10 protein-coding genes are annotated in these 20,296 nt (G+C 28.9%); 1 reads left to right on the forward strand and 9 read right to left on the reverse strand.

The features are described from left to right. Nucleotides 1-103: 103 nt before the first annotated feature. The gene (locus tag ACYEKI_RS03410; protein WP_459209756.1) at nucleotides 104-667 is read left to right on the forward strand and encodes an inclusion body family protein; all 564 of its coding nucleotides are present in this window, start codon (nucleotides 104-106) and stop codon (nucleotides 665-667) included. Between the two features lie 52 nt (nucleotides 668-719). On the opposite strand, the gene ACYEKI_RS03415 is transcribed toward ACYEKI_RS03410, so the two are convergent. The 9 genes from ACYEKI_RS03415 to ACYEKI_RS03455 form a co-directional block, all read right to left on the reverse strand. Next, nucleotides 720-1,448, reverse strand: coding sequence for a LytR/AlgR family response regulator transcription factor (locus ACYEKI_RS03415; protein ID WP_459209757.1), 729 nt, complete (start codon nucleotides 1,446-1,448; stop codon nucleotides 720-722). Continuing rightward, nucleotides 1,435-2,502: a sensor histidine kinase gene (locus tag ACYEKI_RS03420; protein WP_459209758.1), complete on the reverse strand. Its 1,068-nt coding sequence runs from the start codon at nucleotides 2,500-2,502 to the stop codon at nucleotides 1,435-1,437. Before ACYEKI_RS03420 ends, ACYEKI_RS03415 begins: the two co-directional genes overlap by 14 nt. A gap of 7 nt (nucleotides 2,503-2,509) precedes the next feature. Continuing rightward, on the reverse strand, nucleotides 2,510-3,907 hold the full coding sequence (locus ACYEKI_RS03425) for an alpha/beta hydrolase family protein (protein WP_459209759.1): 1,398 nt from the start codon (nucleotides 3,905-3,907) through the stop codon (nucleotides 2,510-2,512). 190 nt (nucleotides 3,908-4,097) lie between these two features. Next, entirely contained in the window at nucleotides 4,098-5,471 is a 1,374-nt protein-coding gene (locus tag ACYEKI_RS03430; protein ID WP_459209760.1) for a serine hydrolase domain-containing protein, read from the reverse strand. Nucleotides 5,472-5,777: 306 nt separating this feature from the next. After that, on the reverse strand, nucleotides 5,778-10,247 hold the full coding sequence (locus ACYEKI_RS03435; protein WP_459209761.1) for an amino acid adenylation domain-containing protein: 4,470 nt from the start codon (nucleotides 10,245-10,247) through the stop codon (nucleotides 5,778-5,780). A 119-nt stretch (nucleotides 10,248-10,366) separates the two neighbouring features. Then, nucleotides 10,367-12,001 carry a cyclic peptide export ABC transporter gene (locus ACYEKI_RS03440; RefSeq protein ID WP_459209762.1) on the reverse strand — a complete coding sequence of 545 codons (1,635 nt, stop codon included), beginning with the start codon at nucleotides 11,999-12,001 and terminating at the stop codon, nucleotides 10,367-10,369. A gap of 112 nt (nucleotides 12,002-12,113) precedes the next feature. Further along, entirely contained in the window at nucleotides 12,114-13,055 is a 942-nt protein-coding gene (locus ACYEKI_RS03445; protein ID WP_459209763.1) for a TauD/TfdA family dioxygenase, read from the reverse strand. 155 nt (nucleotides 13,056-13,210) lie between these two features. Continuing rightward, a complete protein-coding gene (locus ACYEKI_RS03450; protein ID WP_459209764.1) occupies nucleotides 13,211-15,604 on the reverse strand; it encodes a TonB-dependent receptor domain-containing protein in 2,394 nt (797 codons plus the stop codon). A 56-nt stretch (nucleotides 15,605-15,660) separates the two neighbouring features. After that, nucleotides 15,661-20,295, reverse strand: coding sequence for an amino acid adenylation domain-containing protein (locus tag ACYEKI_RS03455; RefSeq protein ID WP_459209765.1), 4,635 nt, complete (start codon nucleotides 20,293-20,295; stop codon nucleotides 15,661-15,663). Nucleotide 20,296 lies beyond the last annotated feature (1 nt).

The raw sequence follows: 20,296 nt of genomic DNA on the forward strand, positions 1-20,296 counted from the left end.
AACTACTAAAAATCAACGTTTTAAACACACTTAAATTTGTAAAAAACAGAGTACTTTAGTTTAAAGTTCAAACATCATTAACAATTATTCAAAACTTAATATTATGTCTACAAAAACTGAAGTATTAGAAGACACTTTAGATTATGCTGCACTAAGTGGAATTACTAACCTACAAACAGTGATCGATACCAGTAAAGTTATAAGAGATTTTAAAAATCCTAGTAAGGATAAAAACAGACCTACAGCTATAAATCCATCTGGGTATATGTATATGGTTGTTTCAGATAATCAAGCTATATCTGGACAAGGTACTATAAATATTAACTTTAACGCATCTGTAGGTGACGTAGTTCGCATGAGTGCTGTATCTGAGTTTAATAATTTCGAAAATCCAGTAGTACTTTATAATGTTGCCAAATTAAGTGGTGATGATGTATTTAGTTCTTTTATATCTAGGTCGTTTGAAACCAAAACACCTATTCCAAATAAACCGAATCCTTTACCGCCCTTGTTTGAAAATAGAACATTCTCTTTTTATCAAGCTGATGTAGAAAAAGTTGGCTCTCAAAATTTCACAATCTGGTTTGCTCTATATGAACGTCGTAGAGGAGGTAATCCTGAGTTATATGGTTATTTTAAATGGGATCCAAAAATTACAGTTAGCTAAGATTAACTCTATGATATATCAAAGCCCTAGATGATCTAGGGCTTTTTATTTTTTAAAAACTCAACCAATCTTTAAATGTAGAGGATTGTCTACGAGATACCTCAACTTCTTTTCCATTTTTAAGTTTAATCTTTAATTTACCATTAAACCATGGTATTACTTCTATTACCTCGTTAATATTGATCAGTTGTTGTCTGTTAATTCTAAAAAAGTATTTCTCTGGTAATTTTTCTTCTATTTGATTTAAGGATTTATAGATTAACGGTTTTTGATCTCTAAAATAAATACGTGTATAATTTCCGTCAACCTCAAATAAACTAATCTCTCCTATTTTTACTAACCAGCAATGTTCACCTTCTTTTATAAAAATTTGACTATTCAAGTTCTTTTTATCACTCTCCAGTACTATTTGTTCTTGCTCTTTTTCTAAAACTTTTTGAATAGTTGCTCCAAATCGTTTTGCACTAATGGGTTTCATTAAATAGTCGAATGCATTATACTCAAATGATTTAATAGCATACTCATCATATGCTGTTGTAAAAATCACTAAGGGTACTTCATCAAGCATTTCTAATAATTCAAAACCATTTTTGCCTGGCATATTGATATCTAAAAAGAGAATTTCTGGTCTTGTTGTTATAATTAAATCATAACCTTCGTCCACATTTTCTGCTTCGCCTATAATTTCTATCTCATTATGATTCTTGATTAGTTCTTTAAGTTCGTTTCTTGCCAATCTAGAATCCTCTACTATTACTGCTGTTCTTTTAGTTTCTTTCATCTGTATTTATTGGCAATTTGATACTAGCAATTACTTCTTTGTTTTCTTGTTTTAATTTAAAATTAGCGGTTTCTCCAAATAGTAATTGCAATCGTTTCTTAATATTTTCTACACCTATCTGGGTTGTATTGTTTTCGTTAGCAAGTGTTCCTGTATTTATAACTTCGATATTAATTTCGTTTTCTCGCTCTTGAATAGTTAATGCAACTAGTCCGCCTTCTTTCTCCTTTGCTACACCATGCTTGATTGCATTTTCGATAAGCATTTGTATCAACATAGGAGGTATTTTTGCTTTGAGTGTTTCTGGTGCTACTTCTTCTTTATATTGAAGTCGATCTTCTAATTGTATCTTTGATAATGCTATATAATTCTCAACGATATCTAATTCTTCTTCTATTGTAATGGTATCTATTTTATTACTATTCAAGGAATATCTTAACATCTCTGATAATCGCGTGATCATTTCTCTAGACTTATTTACGTCCTCTAACATTAATCCTCTAATATTATTTAAACTATTAAACATAAAATGAGGATTTATTTGTCCTTTAAGTATATTAAGTTGAGAAGCTTTTAATTCTGCTTCTAATCGTGCTTGTGTAACTTTACCTTTTTGTAGCTTAATTATTGATTTTACAACAACATAAATAATTGTCCAAAAGAATTGATATAAGGTTAAATTAATTGTACTTATTACGATCTTTAACAAAACAAAATCTTCATCAGAAACATTTAAACTCTTTATTCCAATATAACTGATTGTATAGATAGCTATAGCTGATGAAATTCCCGCTAAAATTACTACACCTAATAGTTTTACATATTTTCTTGGATGACTCTGTTCAAAAAACTGTACTTTTTTTATATAGTGTCGTATTCTATGGCTACATAAAATCCCAAATGCAACTATGGCTAAACTTTCTATTAAAAAATAAAGTTGTTCGTTTATAGTAGGAGAGCTTATAATTATTTTTGTAATAGTATTTATACTACAAAGTATTCCCCACCCAAATATTTGTAATCCCCAATATGTCTTGTTTTGTATCTTGATCATCTATATATTAGAATCTTTCTTTTATCCAATTTGAAACTAAAAGTAATGCTTTTGGTGCAAATGTTTCTTCTATTGCTTGGTATTCACTAAATGCTCCTGTCGTTGATGTTTGAAATAAGTGATTTAAATCTTTTAATTCTTTTGTAGTAAAATCTTTATGGTTAGCTTGTTTTAAAATAGTTTCAATCCCATTTAAATTTGCTTTTGCATCTACTTGTACATCTTTTTCACCATTAATAGCTAAAATAGGACATGTAACTTTGGATAAGTATTTTTGTGGATTATAATTTAATAGTCCTAGCATCCAATCACTTGAAAATAGTTCTATTCTACGTTTGATTCCAGCTTCACTTAATTCTGATTTAAACATTTCTGGTGCATTTTCTCCCATTTCTTTAAAGATCTTTGCCAATTCTTTTTTTAACGACTCTCCTTTAAAATTTCGTGTTACTTTATATATTTTATTTGTATAGCTGGTATTAAAATCAATTACATCTTGAGATGCTCCAAGCATTTCTATATTCTTATTAGCTTGTGTTAACAATACTTCTTCTCCAGTGGCTCCCAATCCTGCTAACATTACTACAAAAGCCACGTTTTTATTTGTTGATGCTACAATAGGAGCTATCATTCCACCTTCACTATGTCCTATCAATCCTATCTTATTAGCATCAATATCTGTTCGTGTTTTTAAATACTCCATAGCAGCTTCTACATCTGTTGCAAAATCATAACTAGTTGCAGTAGCAAAATCTCCTTTTGATTCACTGGTTCCTCTATCATCATATCGCAATACCGCGATTCCGTTTCTTGTTAAATGATCTGCCAATACTAAAAAAGGTTTATGACCTAATAATTCTTCATTTCTATTTTGAGGTCCAGATCCAGATATTAAAATAGCTACTGCTGGTTTTTTAACATTTTTAGGCAACGTCAATGTTCCTGCCAACGTAATGTTATCTGCGTTTTTATTGATAAAAGTTACTTCTTCTTCTATATATGGATATGGTTTCTTAGGTTCTTGAGGTCTTACCGGTTTGTTTATTTCATCTTTGGATGGTGTTAATGTTAACGGTAATTCCATTCCATTTTGTTTGAAGGTTCCTTTTATGCTTTTTCCTTCTATGTTTCCATCAAAAATTATCCCCAATCCAGAAGCATCAATATGGATTGTTTTTCCATCTATTTTTGTACTCGAAGTGGCTAATCCCATCGCTCCTTGTGATGGACTATCTAATGTTGTTATATAGGTTTGGTCTTCTTGAGTTATATTAAATGTTAATGGAATTTTTGTTCCTTGTACATCTAAGTTTCCTGACCAACTTCCTGTCACCATTTGAGCAGAGATAACAGTAGTTAATAAATACAATGCAGCTTTTACGATTATTTTGGCTATAGAAATCATAATGTTTTGATTTTTAATTACAAGATAAATCTACTGCTATTCTCTAGTTCGTTTTTTGAAATTATGATAAGTGGTTTTTAATTCTTTATGAACGGCATGATCTTTTTCTATTAAAGAAAATCACATAAATAAAAAACGGAGCTGAAATCAGCTCCGTTTTTTTCTAACATAGAATTTTATAAAGTAATCATTAATTTTCAATACTAGTGATTTCTTTTTTAATAGTTTTATTAGTAGCACCTATAATACCAGCTATCATATCATTAAAGTTAAGCCATACATCTGTTAAACCAAATCTAACTATTACTAAGTCTTCTGAAGGTATTATAAATATATTTTGTTGCTGAAACCCGTTGGCGTAAAACATATCTCCTGGAACATCTCTCATCGATCTACCAGCATTTAACCAAAAATGTCCCCCGTAAATACCTTTTGAATCGGGAACTGGTTTAACTGTAAAATCTATCCAAGATGGATCCAATATTTGCTCACCGTTCCAATTTCCGTTATGTAGATACAATAATCCGAATTTTGCCCAATCACGAGGTGTTGCCCATGCGTAGGATGAATTCACATAATTTCCATTAAGATCTGCTTCTAATAACATAGAATTCATTCCTATTTTATCAATTAAGTTTTTATATGGAAAATCTAAATATTCTTGGTGAGTCTTAAATTGCTTTTTAATCAATCCAGATAATAAGTTGGTAGTTCCAGAAGAATATAACCACTTTTCTCCTGGTTCATATAACAATTCTTTTTTTATTTGTGATTTAGACATATCCGTTTCTAAAAACAACATACTTGTTACATCTGATATAGTACTATAATCTTCTTTCCATTCTAATCCACTACTCATTTGTAACAAATTACGATATGTAATATTTTTCCGTTTATCATTTTGCCACTCTTTTATTGGAGCTGGATCATCTAACGCTATTTTACCTTCTTTATGTAATACACCGTACATTCCATTTAAAATACTTTTGGCCATAGACCAGCCTAATATTTTTGAATCTTGAGTTATATCATCTCCATATTTTTCAGCAATAATTTGATCTTTATACAGTACTAAAACAGCTCTTGTTTTTTTAACATCTTCTCCTTCTTTGTCAAAAGCATCTTCTACTACTTTTTCTAATGCTTTGTAATCAACTTCAGGAAAAATTGTATCTTTTTGAGGCAATACTCCATAAGGATAAGGTAACTGTCTGTTCTCACGAAATCTATTTGGTTTTAAATAAGATTTTTCAGGATCATAGTCATCATTGATTAACACACTTCCAAGACCTTCTCTATAAACGGCCTTTCGTTTCATAACACCAAAAACTGTAGCTGTTGCCCAAGAATTACCTTTATCTATTTCATCATCAGCTAAGTTCACTAATTGTAAACCATTATCTCTTGTATTAGTATATTCTAAACTTCGATTGGCTACAAACACCGAAGAACTCATATTTTTGGCAGAATATCCAGTGATTAGATTTAATATTGGTGAATGATACCAAATAAAAGCAATTAAGGATACAAAGAGTAAGGCAAAACCTAATTTAATAATTCTCATTTATTTTATTTTTTTAATGATTTGTATATTTTTTTGATAGTATTTTTTTTTATGTATATGTCATTGAGAATCTAAAATCAGAAGCATATATTATCATTTTAAAAGTGTGAAATTTTTGTCATCTCATTCTCATTTTTAGTGAATGTTTCAAGTTTATATTCAAAAATCTGAATTTCAGAATATGGTATTATTTTATTATTTATGATGCAATCACAGTACGCTTTCCGATGGATATTAGAAGATAACTTAACAAGAAGCTTATAATAAGTTTGAGTAATCTAAATAAAATGTATGGCCATTTATATTTTAAAAATTAAAATTAAAATCGATTGAGTTAACCTTTTCTTCTTTGAGTGATACATCTATATCTTTAATAACCATATCGAATTCTTTAATTGCACTTTCCAATACTTTATCAAACTTGGAAGATATAAGTATGATCGTTTCCTTTGTATACATTTCTGAATTATACGTTATTTCTGCTTTTAATTGATTCTGATATTCCGAAAAATCAAACAACAAAGGAATTCTGCTATATTTTATATCAGTATGGTTATATATTAATGAACTATCACCTAATTCTATCGAATCCTGGAGTGAAAAATCTGGATTTTGATAAGTCAATAGTATATCAAAATAATTATATTTCAGTGTATTCAAAGGTACATCTTGATACTTATCCAACTTCGTCAATTCCTTATGAAGTATTTTTGTAAAACTCGCAAAAGACACATCTGGATCAATTATAGTTCTCAATGGTACTGTTTTGACAAACATTCCAATTTGATGGGCTGTTGTTATATTATTTCTTCCTGAATTGAGTGTTCCCAAACATATATCTTCATGATCAGACATTTTATGTATCAATAATTTTAAAGAAGCAACCAAAAAAGTATGCAATGTAAATTCTCTGTCAATACAAATTGTTTTTAGTTTTTTGGTTATCTCACGAGACCATTTATAGGAATACATTGCACCATCATGCTTTCTTACATTCTCAATAGTATAATCCAGCATAAAGGAAGGCTTAAATTGATACCCTTCCAAGTATTCCTTCCAAAAAGATTGTAACTTTTCCTTATTGCCTTCTATGCCTGAAATAAGGTACTCTGAATAATCTTTAAATTGAATAGGTAATGAGTTTGTACTCAAATCATCTTCAATTAATGTTAACTCTTTATAATTTTGTATTAATTCTCGAACAAAAATTTGCAAGGACCATCCATCCATAATAATATGATGAGTACAAAACACGATGCTTGTTTTTCCTTGTGTTGTTTGAAAAATGAATACCTTAAAAAGAAGATCTTTTTTCAAGTCAAACTCCTTGTGAATGGCTTTGTTAATTTTATCTTTAACTTGAGTTGTACTTTGTATGTTTTTGTTTATCGAGAGTTTAAATTTTTTATCATTATCAATTTTTTGATAAGGAACTCCCCGAATTTCTACAAAATTGGTTCTTAAAACTTCATACTTTTCTACGATATTGTCAATTGCTTTTTCCAGTTTTTCTTCATCCAATGTACCTCTTCCTTCGTATACAGAAGGCATATTATATGCAATAGACATTCCTGTATGGTGTTGAGATGCCAGCCAAATGTTGTACTGCGAAGGAGTCAAAGGATAGTATTCCTTTGATGTAGCTTTGGAGATAGTTTGTAATGATGCCTCTGTCTCTCCTAAGGATATATACCTTGCTTGTGATTGTATTGTTGGATTATCAAAAATAGTTTTTAAGCTAAAATTAAAATGATATTTCTCATTTATAACCCCAGACAATCGTACTGCATTAAGTGAATGTCCTCCCAAAGAAAAGAAATTATCATGAACACTAATAGGAGTATCGATATTCAAAATATGCTTCCAATAGGCTTCTAATTCATTTTCTATCATTGAAGATGGAGCAACAAATCCTACTTTTTTATAATGTTGGTTTGCAATCTTATTCAGTAATGCTTTACGATCCACTTTCTGATTTGGTGTCATCGGAAAACTCTCTACTGAAAGTATAGTATAAGGAATCATATACTCAGGGAGTTGATTTCTTATTTTTTGAATAATGTGATCTGGTGATAACTGTTTATCAACTGAAACAAACTGTATGAAAGCTACCAAAAAAGACTCTTGCTGTTCTCCTTTTTTAACCAAAACAACCGATTCCTTAATTTCTTGAAAATTATTAAGTTTTGTTTCTATATCACCCAACTCTACTCTGTATCCGCGAATTTTCACTTGATGATCTTCACGTCCTAAAAATTCTATTTCTCCTTTATAATTCCACCTCCCAATATCTCCTGTATTATACAATATTGAGTTGTTATCATACGGGTTTTTTACAAATTTTTGTTGTGTTAATTCTTGTTTATTATGATATCCTATAGCAACTCCTTCTCCTCCTATAAAAATAGTCCCAGGGATTCCCATAGGTACTGGGTACATATATGCATCCAAAATATAAAAACAAGTCTCTAGTATTGGTTCCCCTATGATTACAGCATCTTTGGGTTTTTCAAGTTTTTTAATTCCAGACCAAATAGTTGTCTCTGTTGGACCATACATATTCCAAACCTCTTTATTATGTTTGATCAATTCATTGGCCAAAGATTCACTCAGCAAATCTCCTCCACATAATACTTTTAATTGCTTACTACCTTTCCACCCTACATGTGATATCATTTGGTAAAACCCAGGTGTTGCTTGAATTATTGTGGGTTCAATATCTACTAATTCTTTGTATATTATTTCTGGATTGGATAGTGTATTCTTGTTTGCTATATATATAGTTGCGCCAGCGACTAAAGGTGCAAAAAACTCCAAAATTGAAATATCAAATGACATAGTCGTCACTGAATAAAGAATATCTTTTTCTGAGATACCTGGTTTTTCCACGATACTATTCAAAAAATTAGAAAGTGACTTGTGTCGCACTCCAACGCCTTTTGGGTTTCCTGTAGACCCCGAAGTATATATAATATAAGCAGTACTTTCTGGTGAAACAGATGCTGAAAACGATCTAGTACTTAATATTGCCTTATTTTCCAAATCATCTACATCAAAAAATGTAATTTCAGATGATATATTCCCATAATATTCTGAATCCCCGATAATTACCATTGTTCGACTATCTTCAAGAATATATTTTAATCTTTCATTGGGAAAATTAGGATCTAAAGGAATATATGGTCTCCCTAACTTTAAAACCCCAAGTAAAATTGGAATTAGTACTGCTGATCGATCCATCATTATCGCCACTGGAGCATCATTATGATTGCCTATCTCTTTCTCTAAGCAACTTGCTATTTTACTAGAAACTTCATTAAGTTCTAGATATGAATATGATTTTTCTAAATCTCGAACGGCTACTTTATTAGGATTTTCCTTGACTTGCTCTACAAATAAATCTAAAATTGTATTGCTTTCATTTTCATGATAATTCCATGATCTACTATCGAACCAAGTCAAGAACTTTTGTTTTTCCTCTTTTAATACGTATTCAAAATCCTTTAACTTAGTAGAAGGCTTGGAAATGACATTATGGATCAACATCTCGAAATGATTTACTAAAGTTTCAGCTTCTTGGTCATCAAAATAATTTAGATTATAGTCAAAATCTATTTTAACATCTTCTTTTTCGTCAAATTCTCTAATGTATATTGCCATTGCTACTCTTTCTGTCCCATGAGTCATCGGTAGTACTCGAGTTTTTGTACCCATGAAATTAGTCGAGTAATCTTGTTTTTCGTAAGAAAGCGTAATATTAAATAGTCGATCTTTTTCTTGAAACAATTGCAATTCTTTAACCAACTTTCCCAAGGGAAATCGTTGGTGACGATAATCTTTTCTCAATTGTTCTTTAATCGTTAACACTAATTCTTGAAAAGACGCATTGAAATCCAATCGTATTCGTAAAGGACTAACCCCCATAAAAAGCCCCACTGTATTTTTATAACTACGTTTACTTCGATTCAATACAGGTAGGCCAATAGCGAAATCATCAATTTGATGTTTTCTACCAAAGTATAGATACAATACTCCTAATATAATGTGAAAAGTGGAAGAATTTTGTTTCTTACCCAATCCGTTTAGTTGATTATAAACACTTCTTTCTATCCATAGTTCTTTTCGTTTGTTTTTGATAACAGTTTGATTCTCTTCTTTTTTTGTAAATACATTAGCGGGAAGGGATTCAAATCGCTGTAGCCAATATTTTTTGTCACTCTCAAAAACCTCTGATCGTTCATATATTCCATCCTCTTGTACAAAATCTGTATAACTATAGGGATAGGTAGAGCATACTTTTCCAAATTCTCGGATTTCATTATAATTGTGTACCAATCTTTGGAACATTAAAGATGTTCCCCATCCATCAGTTATAATATGATGATAAACCGAAAAAAGATAGTGTAGATCATCGGCTACCTTTAACAATGTAAATCTATGTAACAACTTTTGGTCATGGAAATCAAAAGGTGTTACAAACTCCTGCCGCATATAAGTATCTACTTCTTTTTCTGGATTTTCTTTGATTGAGAAATCAACAAAACCTAATTCAGCATTATGCTTATTTAAAATTCTACTCTCAACTTTATCATCGTTCTCTACCAAAATCATACGATAGGCATCATGTTGATCAATCAAAGTTATATAGGCTTCTTTGAACGCTTGTATATCGATATCTCCTTTAATTTCAATTTTTGCTCCGATGTTATATATAGGAGTTTCTGGATATATAAGTTGTTCAAAATATACATCCTGCTGTGGCAATGTAAGTTTCATATAGGTAAAAATATTTTGTAGGAATGACTTTGAATATTACCAAATGTCAAAACTTGTGAAGTAAGTTGTTTCTGAGAACGAGAAAGTGATAAAAGAAAAATTAGTTGCTGAAAAACTTATTATTTATACCAAAGATTTTCAGTAGTCAGCATTTCTTTTTCAGTTTTAACATCTTTCACAATTTTACCGCTATCAAACTTCACAATTCGATCTGCATGGTGAAAATAGGCATCATCATGAGTGACTGCGATAATTGTTTTTCCTTCTTTCTTTAAACTTGGTATTAATTCTTCGTAAAAATACTTTCTGAAATGAGGATCTTGATCAGCTGCCCATTCATCCAAAATAAGAATGGGCTTTTTTTCAAGAAGTGCAAAAATCATGGACATTCGTTTACTTTGACCTTTAGAAAAATTTCTTCTTGCAGATTCTTCTTTATCATCTGTTACCACATTGTCCAATTTCATTATTTTTAACAAACTTTCGTACTCAGTGTTTCCTTCTAATTTATAATTTTCATAGTTATTAGAAAATAAGTGATTATTTGTAAAAACAGTTGTCATCGAATCCTGTAATTCGCTGTTGATATTTATATTTTTAGTATCATTAAGAATAACATTCCCTCCTGTTGGTTCATATAGTCCAGTAAGAATATTTATAAATGTACTTTTCCCTGAACCATTTCCGCCAACTATGAAAACAACCTCTCCCTTAGTAATTTCAAGATTAATTGGCCCTAAAGAAAAAGCCTTTTCGTTATTACTATCTTGATAATTAAAATAGATACCTTTAAACTTTAAAGAATTCATTGGTTGGTTTATCACTTGAAGTTTTTCTTCTTTATCATTCGCTTGAAAATCCTTGGCAAAATTTTTAATTCTTTTATTAGCAACTATAATACTTGTATAAGTTTGTTGGAGATTAATCAAATTATTTATTGGACCGGAAAGAAACAAGATCACCACAACATAGGCTATCACATCTTCACGTTCTAGAAATCCAAGAGCTGGGAGTCCAAACAAAATTGCAGCAATTACCAAATATAGCCCATATTGACTTATCAAGTTAATAGACAAAAAAACATAATTGACCTGAAAATCCAATTCTTCTGATTTATCTCTATTAGGAACTAGGTATTTCCCCATTATATTCTCTCTTCTGGACAAACTTAATTTCAGTTCTTTAAAACCTGCTATCAAATCTCTCACAAAACCATAATATTGATCATTATTACCTCGTAATATTTCAACCTTTTTAGACATAGTATTCATTATCATAAAATAACATCCTGCAACCAAAATAATGATTCCAATAACAATTGTTGCCGATATTGCAGATAGAGTATACATATATCCTATACCCAACACCAGCATTAATATCGATGTAATAGTATGAGTAACTGCAAAAGGTAATGTAGAAAAGGTTCTAAGATCATTCATAGCTGTATAAAAACGTTGACTTCCATGTTTTTCTAAGCTAGATAAAGGTGATCTTAATATTTTTTCAAATAGTTTTTTTTCATTTGCATATAACATGCTGAATACATGTTTGTTCAGCCACCTTTGAAAGGTTATGTTTATAAGATATGTAAATGCAACAGTCCAAACAAAAAGAAAAGGGATAAACTCGTTATCAAAACTTCTATTTCCTGCAAGGACGTTATTAATCACATATATAATCCCAAAACTTAAGATCGTATTAGGAATAGCATATAGTAATAAATATAATATACTTTTTAGGTTTAGTTTTAGCATAATACGTACTTTATAATAAATTTGAACTTGTTAGAAAATATCAGCCCCATACTATCTCTATAAATAATATAATGTCCTTTCTTATTTATTTTAAAAGTCATAATTTCATAAACTAAGCAAGCATTGATACCAATATCCTTCTATCTCCTACAAATGGAGTTCTACCATGAGCTGCAAGAATATTATCTACAAGCATTAAGTCTCCTTTTTCCCATTTGAAAGTAACCATGTTTTTTTTAGCAACCTCTCTTACTTCATCAAAACATTCTATTGGAATTTCGTCTCCATTCCCAAAAGTGGCATATTGAGGCATTTTCATATAATCTCCTTCATACAAATCTAACATAGCCTCATAAACCTCTTTCGGATGCTGGCTGGGGTGAAATTGATCTGCCTGATTAAACCAAACTTCATCTCCAGAAATAGGATGAGTTATTATAGCTTCCCTCTTTTGTAATAATCTTAATCCTCCTTCATCATTCCACACATAATCTATTTCGTTATTCTCACAATACTTCTCAACATCTAACTTATCTTCTGTTTCAAAGGCATTTTGCCAAGAAGTTCCAAAACCAAAACCACCATGTAAATTTCTAATGTACATTACTCCATTTTTCTTAAATAGTTTTCTAGTACTTTCTGAAAGATCTGACAAAAGTAATCGACTATCTGCTATTGCTGTACTCCCTCCTGTTTCAGCAGGAATTTCACAACAAAAAAACAGAAAACTTGGCCAAGAATTGCTGTAAGAAAGTTCATTATGTAAGGAGATAAATTCTTCTGGAGGGTATTCTGTTGAGGTATATACTTTATTCTGCAATTTAGTTCTTGGTGAAGTTCCATCTAAATAATTTAAGGAACTACCCGGAAATGCATTCACACATTCTTCTAACTTTTCTGGGGTATTTATTTCGAATGATTTAAACAGGATTACACCATTTTTAGATAATAATATTTTTAGTTCATTTGATTTCTTATTTAACAATTCTGGTAAACTTTTAATTTCACTAGTTTCTTTCTCCCATATAAATGGGAAAGGCGATTTAGATTTCATTTCGTATTTGATTTTTATAGAATTAAGTATAGAATAATTCCTTTATTTTGAATATTGATAAAAGGAATGAATTTATAAACAAACTTAGTTATTGAGAAATATTGTAAGCTAGTCATGGGAATAATTCATCTTTTATATCTGGATTAAATATCTCTTTAATTTCCTGATCGTTTAAGCTCCTCTTTATTTCCTGATCGTTGACTACCACCTCTTATTTTATTATTCCCAAAACTATACGATACATTAAATCTAACCGATCTCCTACTATAATCTGCATTTATAACACTCTTAACTCCATTAACTACTGAAACTAAGTTTTGTGCTCTTGAATCATTAAAAATATCATTAAATACAACTCCGAATTTTAGTTTATTTTTAAAAAATGACTGATTCATTCCTATATCTAATCTAGATGTTGCCCCTCTATCTATCAGTAAGCTCTTATACCTTGAATTATAATAATAATTTAATTGTAATTTCGTATTTTTTCCAATTGAAAAGCTATTATTTGAAGAAAAGTAAAATTGGAAACCACTTAAAATTTCTGTATCAATATCTACAAGAGTTTTTCCACTAGCTCTAATTAAATAAACAGAGCTATTTGTTTTCCACCAAGAATTAATCGTTGAATTGAATATTTCTCCAATACCATAATTATAGAATCTAAAGAAGTTTAATGGTTCTCTTAAAACTGTATTATCTGAAGTGTCTGGAATATTAACATAATTATACCCATTATCAGTTACAATTAGATAAACATTTGTACTAAACTTATTTTTGTAAGAATATGTCAAATCATATGCATCTGTAAAAGAAGGATTTAAAAAAGGGTTTCCTTGAATTATTAAATTACTATTCTGGTATCTATATGGATTAAGTTCGTTAAACTGGGGTCTATCTATTCTTTTTCCATAATAAAAATTAATAGAGTTAATCTCATTAAATTGGTAATCTGCATATAATGATGGAAATAATTTTAAGTAATCAAATTTATTCATTTGTCCATTTATCGATATACCTTCGTTATAGGTGTTTTCTAGCCTCAAACCTAGTTGTAAACTTAATTTTTCCCCCACATCTTTATTTCCATTTAAATAGGCTGCAAAAGTTTTTTCTTCAAATGTAAATTGATCTTTTAAATTATCATTTTCAATCTCATTTTCTGCTGTCCCTCCAAAAGAAGTATTATTTGATTTAGAATCTATAAGACTATATTTTCCTCCATAAGATAGATTTATAAATGAAGTAGGATGTTCTACATCTATATTAATACTTCTATTCTCTATACCTAACAAGGAAAAATCTCTTCTATAAATATCTTGATCACCAATTAAATTCATATTAGAATCAAATTCATTACTGACTGTTTCGTAATTCTTTTTTGATTCAAAATCAAAATAATCTAAGTCTAAAGAAACTCTTCTTCCTAAAGTATCTAGCTTATAAATTACATGTGTATTGAATGAATGATTTTTATTATCATTATCAAAATACTGATTACCAACAACTATAGTATTAATTGAGCTGGTATTATCAAAGTCTGTTGTTCTAACTTCTGAATCTATGAGATCTGGATCATTATATCTTCCTGAATACTGTACTCCTACAGATAAATTATTAGTAAAGTCATAATCTAAGGTAAATCGTCCTGTAATATCATCATTTGTTTTTCTGCTCACCGACCTCAATTCCGTTCTAGAGTTTTGATAAATAAAATCGATATTTTCAAAGGCCTTAACAGCTCCTTTTCTTCCATTTAAATTAATTGTAAAACTTAATTTTTCTTTGTTATATACGAAATTATTCGACAAGTTTCCAAAACTATATCTATTCTGATCAAAGATCAAAGATGTTGAATTATTCCAAGAATTGCTTTTTGCTTTTTTTAAAATTATATTGATTAGCCCTCCATTTCCTTGAGCTTCATATTTTGCTGGAGGATTTTTTATAACTTCAATACTTTTAATTGAAGATCCTGGTATCGAATTAAGATAAGTTATTAAATCTTCTCCACTTAAATTGATAATTCTATCATTTATCATTATCCTTGAAGCTCCTCGACCTAATATATTGATAACATTATCTTGAATTAAAATACCAGGGGCTGTATTAATAGCATTAATTGCATCTCCACTACTTGCTATTATATTATTTTCTATATTTAGAACAATCCTATCTGTTTTATATTCTATCACTTTCTTTTCTGCATTAATAACTACCTCATCAAGATATTGAGCATCTTCTTTTAATATAATTGTTCCCAAATCAATATCTTTTTCGAACTGTTTTGTAGTTAAATCAATAACTTTTTTTTCAAACCCTATAAAACTAATAACAACTGTTTTTACATCTATTATATCAGAAATTATAAATTTTCCTTGTTCATCTGTTATAGTTCCATTTATAGTTTTGTTCTTAATATCTTTTAACTCCACACTAGCAAATACTACAGGAGAATCACCGTCTATTACAGTACCTTTTATTTTAATTTGTGTTATCCCAATAATTGGTAATAATAGTAAGACTATTAAAATTTTCAGTTTTATCATTTAATTTGATTATTTATGTTTAATTATGTTGATTTATTTTAATGAATATAAAAGTTTTAGGATGTTACACTTTCTCCTTTTAATTTTATTATATTCAAAGAATTTCGCAGGTCAATTTTATCATTAAACATTTCTTTATTTGTTCGTATATCAATCAATATTTCATCTTTATATACTATACACTTCATGTGAAGATTAGCTTTACTATCTGACTTTTCGTAAGAAATTTTATGATAATTAGAACTTTTTAATATTTCATCCTCTCTCAATTGAAAATTAATTACAGAGGCATCATATTCATCTATTTTAATTCCAGATTCAATAAAGAAATCTTCAACTATCATTTCATAAGGAATTATCTGATGTGGATAAAGTTCTATATAATTTTGATATAACTTATTAAGAAATAAATCAAAGTCTTCGTCATTATGAGATCTAAATGACATAGGAATAAGACTATTCATTACTCCAATAAATTTATCCCCTTCAAAATATTCTAAATAGGCATCTCTAGAAGTAGTTAAAATATTTTGGAATTTAAGTGAATTACTTGGTAAAAGACTTAGTAAATAATGATGAAAACCTATAAATAATGTAAATATGGAATGATTACTATCCGCAGCATATTTTTTAAGATCTTCAACTTCTTCTTTCTTTAACACAACTTGCTGATAAACGACATCATAACTATTTTTTTCTATATTATTCGACTTGAATTTTTCTTCATGTGAAGAAAACTCTTCTTTTAGTTTATTTTTCCAAAATTCTCTACTTAAATTTCCTTTTGGTGAATTCAGAAAATCAGCTTGCCATCTTGAATAATTAAAATTATGAATATGGTTTATTTTTGGTTTTCTATTGTGTAAGAAAAAATCTTCTATATCTTTTCTTAAAATTTGATTAGAATACATATCAGTTATAGCATGACTTACATCTATTACAACACCGATGTTTTCCTTTTGATTATCTAAATCAACAATAAATACTCTTATCAACTCTCCAGAAAAAAAATCAAATGGATACAAAAATAATGAAGTGTTCTGCAATTGATCTTCTTCTATTTGCTTAAACAATATTTTTACATCATCTCTATCTACTAACTCCTGATATATTTGATTATTAGATTTATAAAATCTAGTACAAAGTGATGGATAGTTAGAGATGAATGATCTAAATCTATTCTCTAATATTTCTCCATTCTGTTTAGGAATACTATAAGGTCCAAAAACACCATGAGCGTTATGATTCTTTAACGCAAGCTTTTGGTTTTCTGAAATCAAAACTTTATGCTCTGTATCTATCTTTTTAAAGTCCTCTACACTAGTAAACTTTTTGTCCAAAATAGTTATTTTTGAGTTATTTTTAATGTAAGTACTTATATCCCTTATAGTACGATATTTAAATATATCTTTTACTTTATATTCTAAGCCTTCTTTTTTACTATTTATTATGATTTTCATTGCTTTTAAGGAATTCCCTCCTAGACTAAAAAAATCATCTATAATACCTATTTCATCTATTTGTAAAATTTCTTTCCATATTTTTACCAATTTATACTCTTCTTCAGTTTGTGGCTCAACAAACATATTTTCATCAACAATCTGGTCATAATCAAAATTCAATAATTTACTTTTATCTACTTTACCATTTAATGTTAACGGAAGTCTTTCTAAATCAAAGAATTTATTAGGAATCATATAATTAGGTAAAAACTCTTCTAAATAAGACCTTAACTTTGATGTGCTTATAGCTTTATTCGTTACTAGATATGCTTCTAAATTTTTTTCATTAGATCTTATATCATTAATAACAACAGCTGCAGAATTAATACCTAAATATTGATTAATAATACTTTCTATCTCTCCTAATTCAATTCTATAACCGTTTAATTTTTGTTGATTATCTTTTCTGCCTATAAATTGTATATTATCATCTTCTAGAAAATATCCAAGATCTCCTGTTCTATATAATTTACTATTATTACTAAAAGGATTATCTATAAATTTTTGAGATGTGAGCTCTTCTCTGTTTAAATATCCACGAGCAATGCCACTACCTCCTACACAAATCTCACCAATTGCTCCTTTTATTTGTTGCTGTAAATTTTCAGATAAAATAAATATGTCGGTATTACGTATAGGTTTACCTATATTAATTTTCTCTTTAGAAATTACCTCAAATACAGTACAACCTACAGTTGATTCTGTTGGTCCATATTCATTAAATATTTTAATTTTCGGTTTTTTTTCTTGTAATGTTGTTACATGCACAGGTAATAATTCTTCCCCTCCAACAATTACAAGCTCAAGTGCAGAAAAATCTATTTCTAATTCATTCAATACTATAATGTGAGCTGGTGTTAACTTTATACAAGAAATAGGTTTTTCAAAATACCATTTTAAGTTTTCGCTAACATCTTTAAAGCTGGATATATATAGTGTACCTCCAGAGATAATAGGTAAGAACAAACTTGTAATGGTTAAATCAAAGGATAAGGATGTAAATAAACCAAAATTATAATTCTTCAGTTCGCTATTTAATAAATAATAATCTCTAGCCCAAATAAGGTAGTTTGATAATGAATTATGTTCAATCATGACTCCCTTTGGTTTTCCTGTACTTCCAGATGTATATATTACATAAGCTAATTCTTTATACAAATCTTCATTCTCTAACTGTATTTCTTTAGTAATATCATAATCAAACTCTATATCAATAGCCATGATAGCTCCATCATAAAAGTCTATATCAAACATATATTCTGATACTGTAATCATTAGATCTAGATTAGCATCTTCGACCATATATTCTTTTCGTTCTAATGGATAGTTAATATCAATAGGTACATATATTCCTCCTGCTTTTAATATTCCTAAAATTGATAAAACAGACCAAATACTATTATCTATTAAAACTCCAACTAGAGCACCTCTTTCAATATTATAACTGTCTTTTAAAAAAACTGCTAATTGATCAACAATATTTTTGAGTTCTTGATAATTAATATCTTGTTGCCTACTACTTAAAGCAACTTTTTCTGGATTCCTCAACACTTGTTCCTCAAGTAACTGAATTACAGTTAGATTCTCAGAACAAGAAGGTATTACAACCTTATCTTTTATAGTATTAGCCTGATGAGAATTGTAAGTAGAAAAATCTATTTCTTCTATTTTTCTTTCAGGCGTATTCAATAAATTATTTAATAAAACTTTATAATTGGCAATCAAATCTATCATTGCCTCTTTTTCATAAATGTCTGAATTAAATTTTAGATTCAAAGAAAGGTAATCTCCCTTTTCTTCAAAATGAAACTCAAGATCATACTTTACTGTTTGTTCTCCACTACCTCTAATATTAGATACTTCTTTTTCATTAAACTGGAAAGTTTCAATTTCTTTATTGGTGTTATGAAAATCTAATAAAACGTTAAATAGTGGATTTCCACTGAGGTCATAATTTAATTCTAAATCCTCCAATATCGCATCAAAAGGATAAGATTGATATTCATAAGCTTCTAAAACATTATCTCTTACCTTTTCAAGAAAAACACGAAAAGATTCCTTTTCATCTATAATATTTCTATTAACCAAGGTATTTAAATAAAAGCCTATTTGATCTATTAATTCATGATTATCTCTTTCTGCTATTGGAGTTCCAATTATAATATCCTTTTCAAGTGTATACTTATAGAACAGGATATTTAAACTAGTCAAAACTCCTATAAAAATACTACACCTTTCTTCTTTTGTAACCTCTTTTAAAAGAGATGTTACTTTGGCTGGAATTAGAGTTTGTAAACTATATCCATTATATGTTTTTGTTCTAGGTCGTATTTTTTTATTTGGTAATTGTAAATAAGGTATATCATTAGATAATTTATCAATCCAATACTTCCTTTCTTTTTCAAACTTATTTAAACTCAAATTCTCAAATTCCCAACAAGCATAATCCTTGTATTGAATTTTAAGTTCAGTTAAACTTGGTTTAATATTATTTATAAACGATTGATAATATTCTAAAACATCTCGAACTAATATATTTTGTGACCATCCATCACTAATTATATGATGAATATTAGCGTATAAGACATATTTATTTTCTACCAAATGAAATAAACACACTCTTAATAAAGGTCCTTTTTCTAAATCAAAAGGGGTAATCCTATCCTTCTTTACATATTCTTCAAACATCGATTGGCCTTGCTCCATATTTCTATAGTCAAAATAATCAATATTAAAATTCAATTCATCTTTCTCTAATATCCATTGTCTTACCTCTCCTTTTGAGTCTTCTCTAAATACTGTTCTAAGTATTTCATGCCTTTCTATAGTACTTTCAATCGATTCAAACAAATAATCTAAATCATATTCTCCTTCTAACACATTAGTTGATGGCATATTATAAACTTGTGATACCCCTTCTACTTGACAGGTTAACCACAACCTTTTTTGAGCAGATGAAAGAGGGTAATTTTCTAATTTTTCTGAAGGAGATATTAGTTGTTTTTTGGTATTTTCTAATGATTTTAAATACACAATTATATCCTCTTTGTTAGATTTTAATTTTACCAATAAATCTTGCGGTATTTTTTTTTGAAAGGAAATAATTTCAATATTTTCATCTTTATTCAATACTAATTCAATTTCTTCTTCTTTTAAACTAGCTATTAGATTCTTAACCTCAGTATACATA

Origin of the sequence: Aquimarina rhabdastrellae, from assembly GCA_947387485.1 — a bacterium.
In the GTDB taxonomy this organism is placed as follows: Bacteria; Bacteroidota; Bacteroidia; order Flavobacteriales; family Flavobacteriaceae; genus Aquimarina.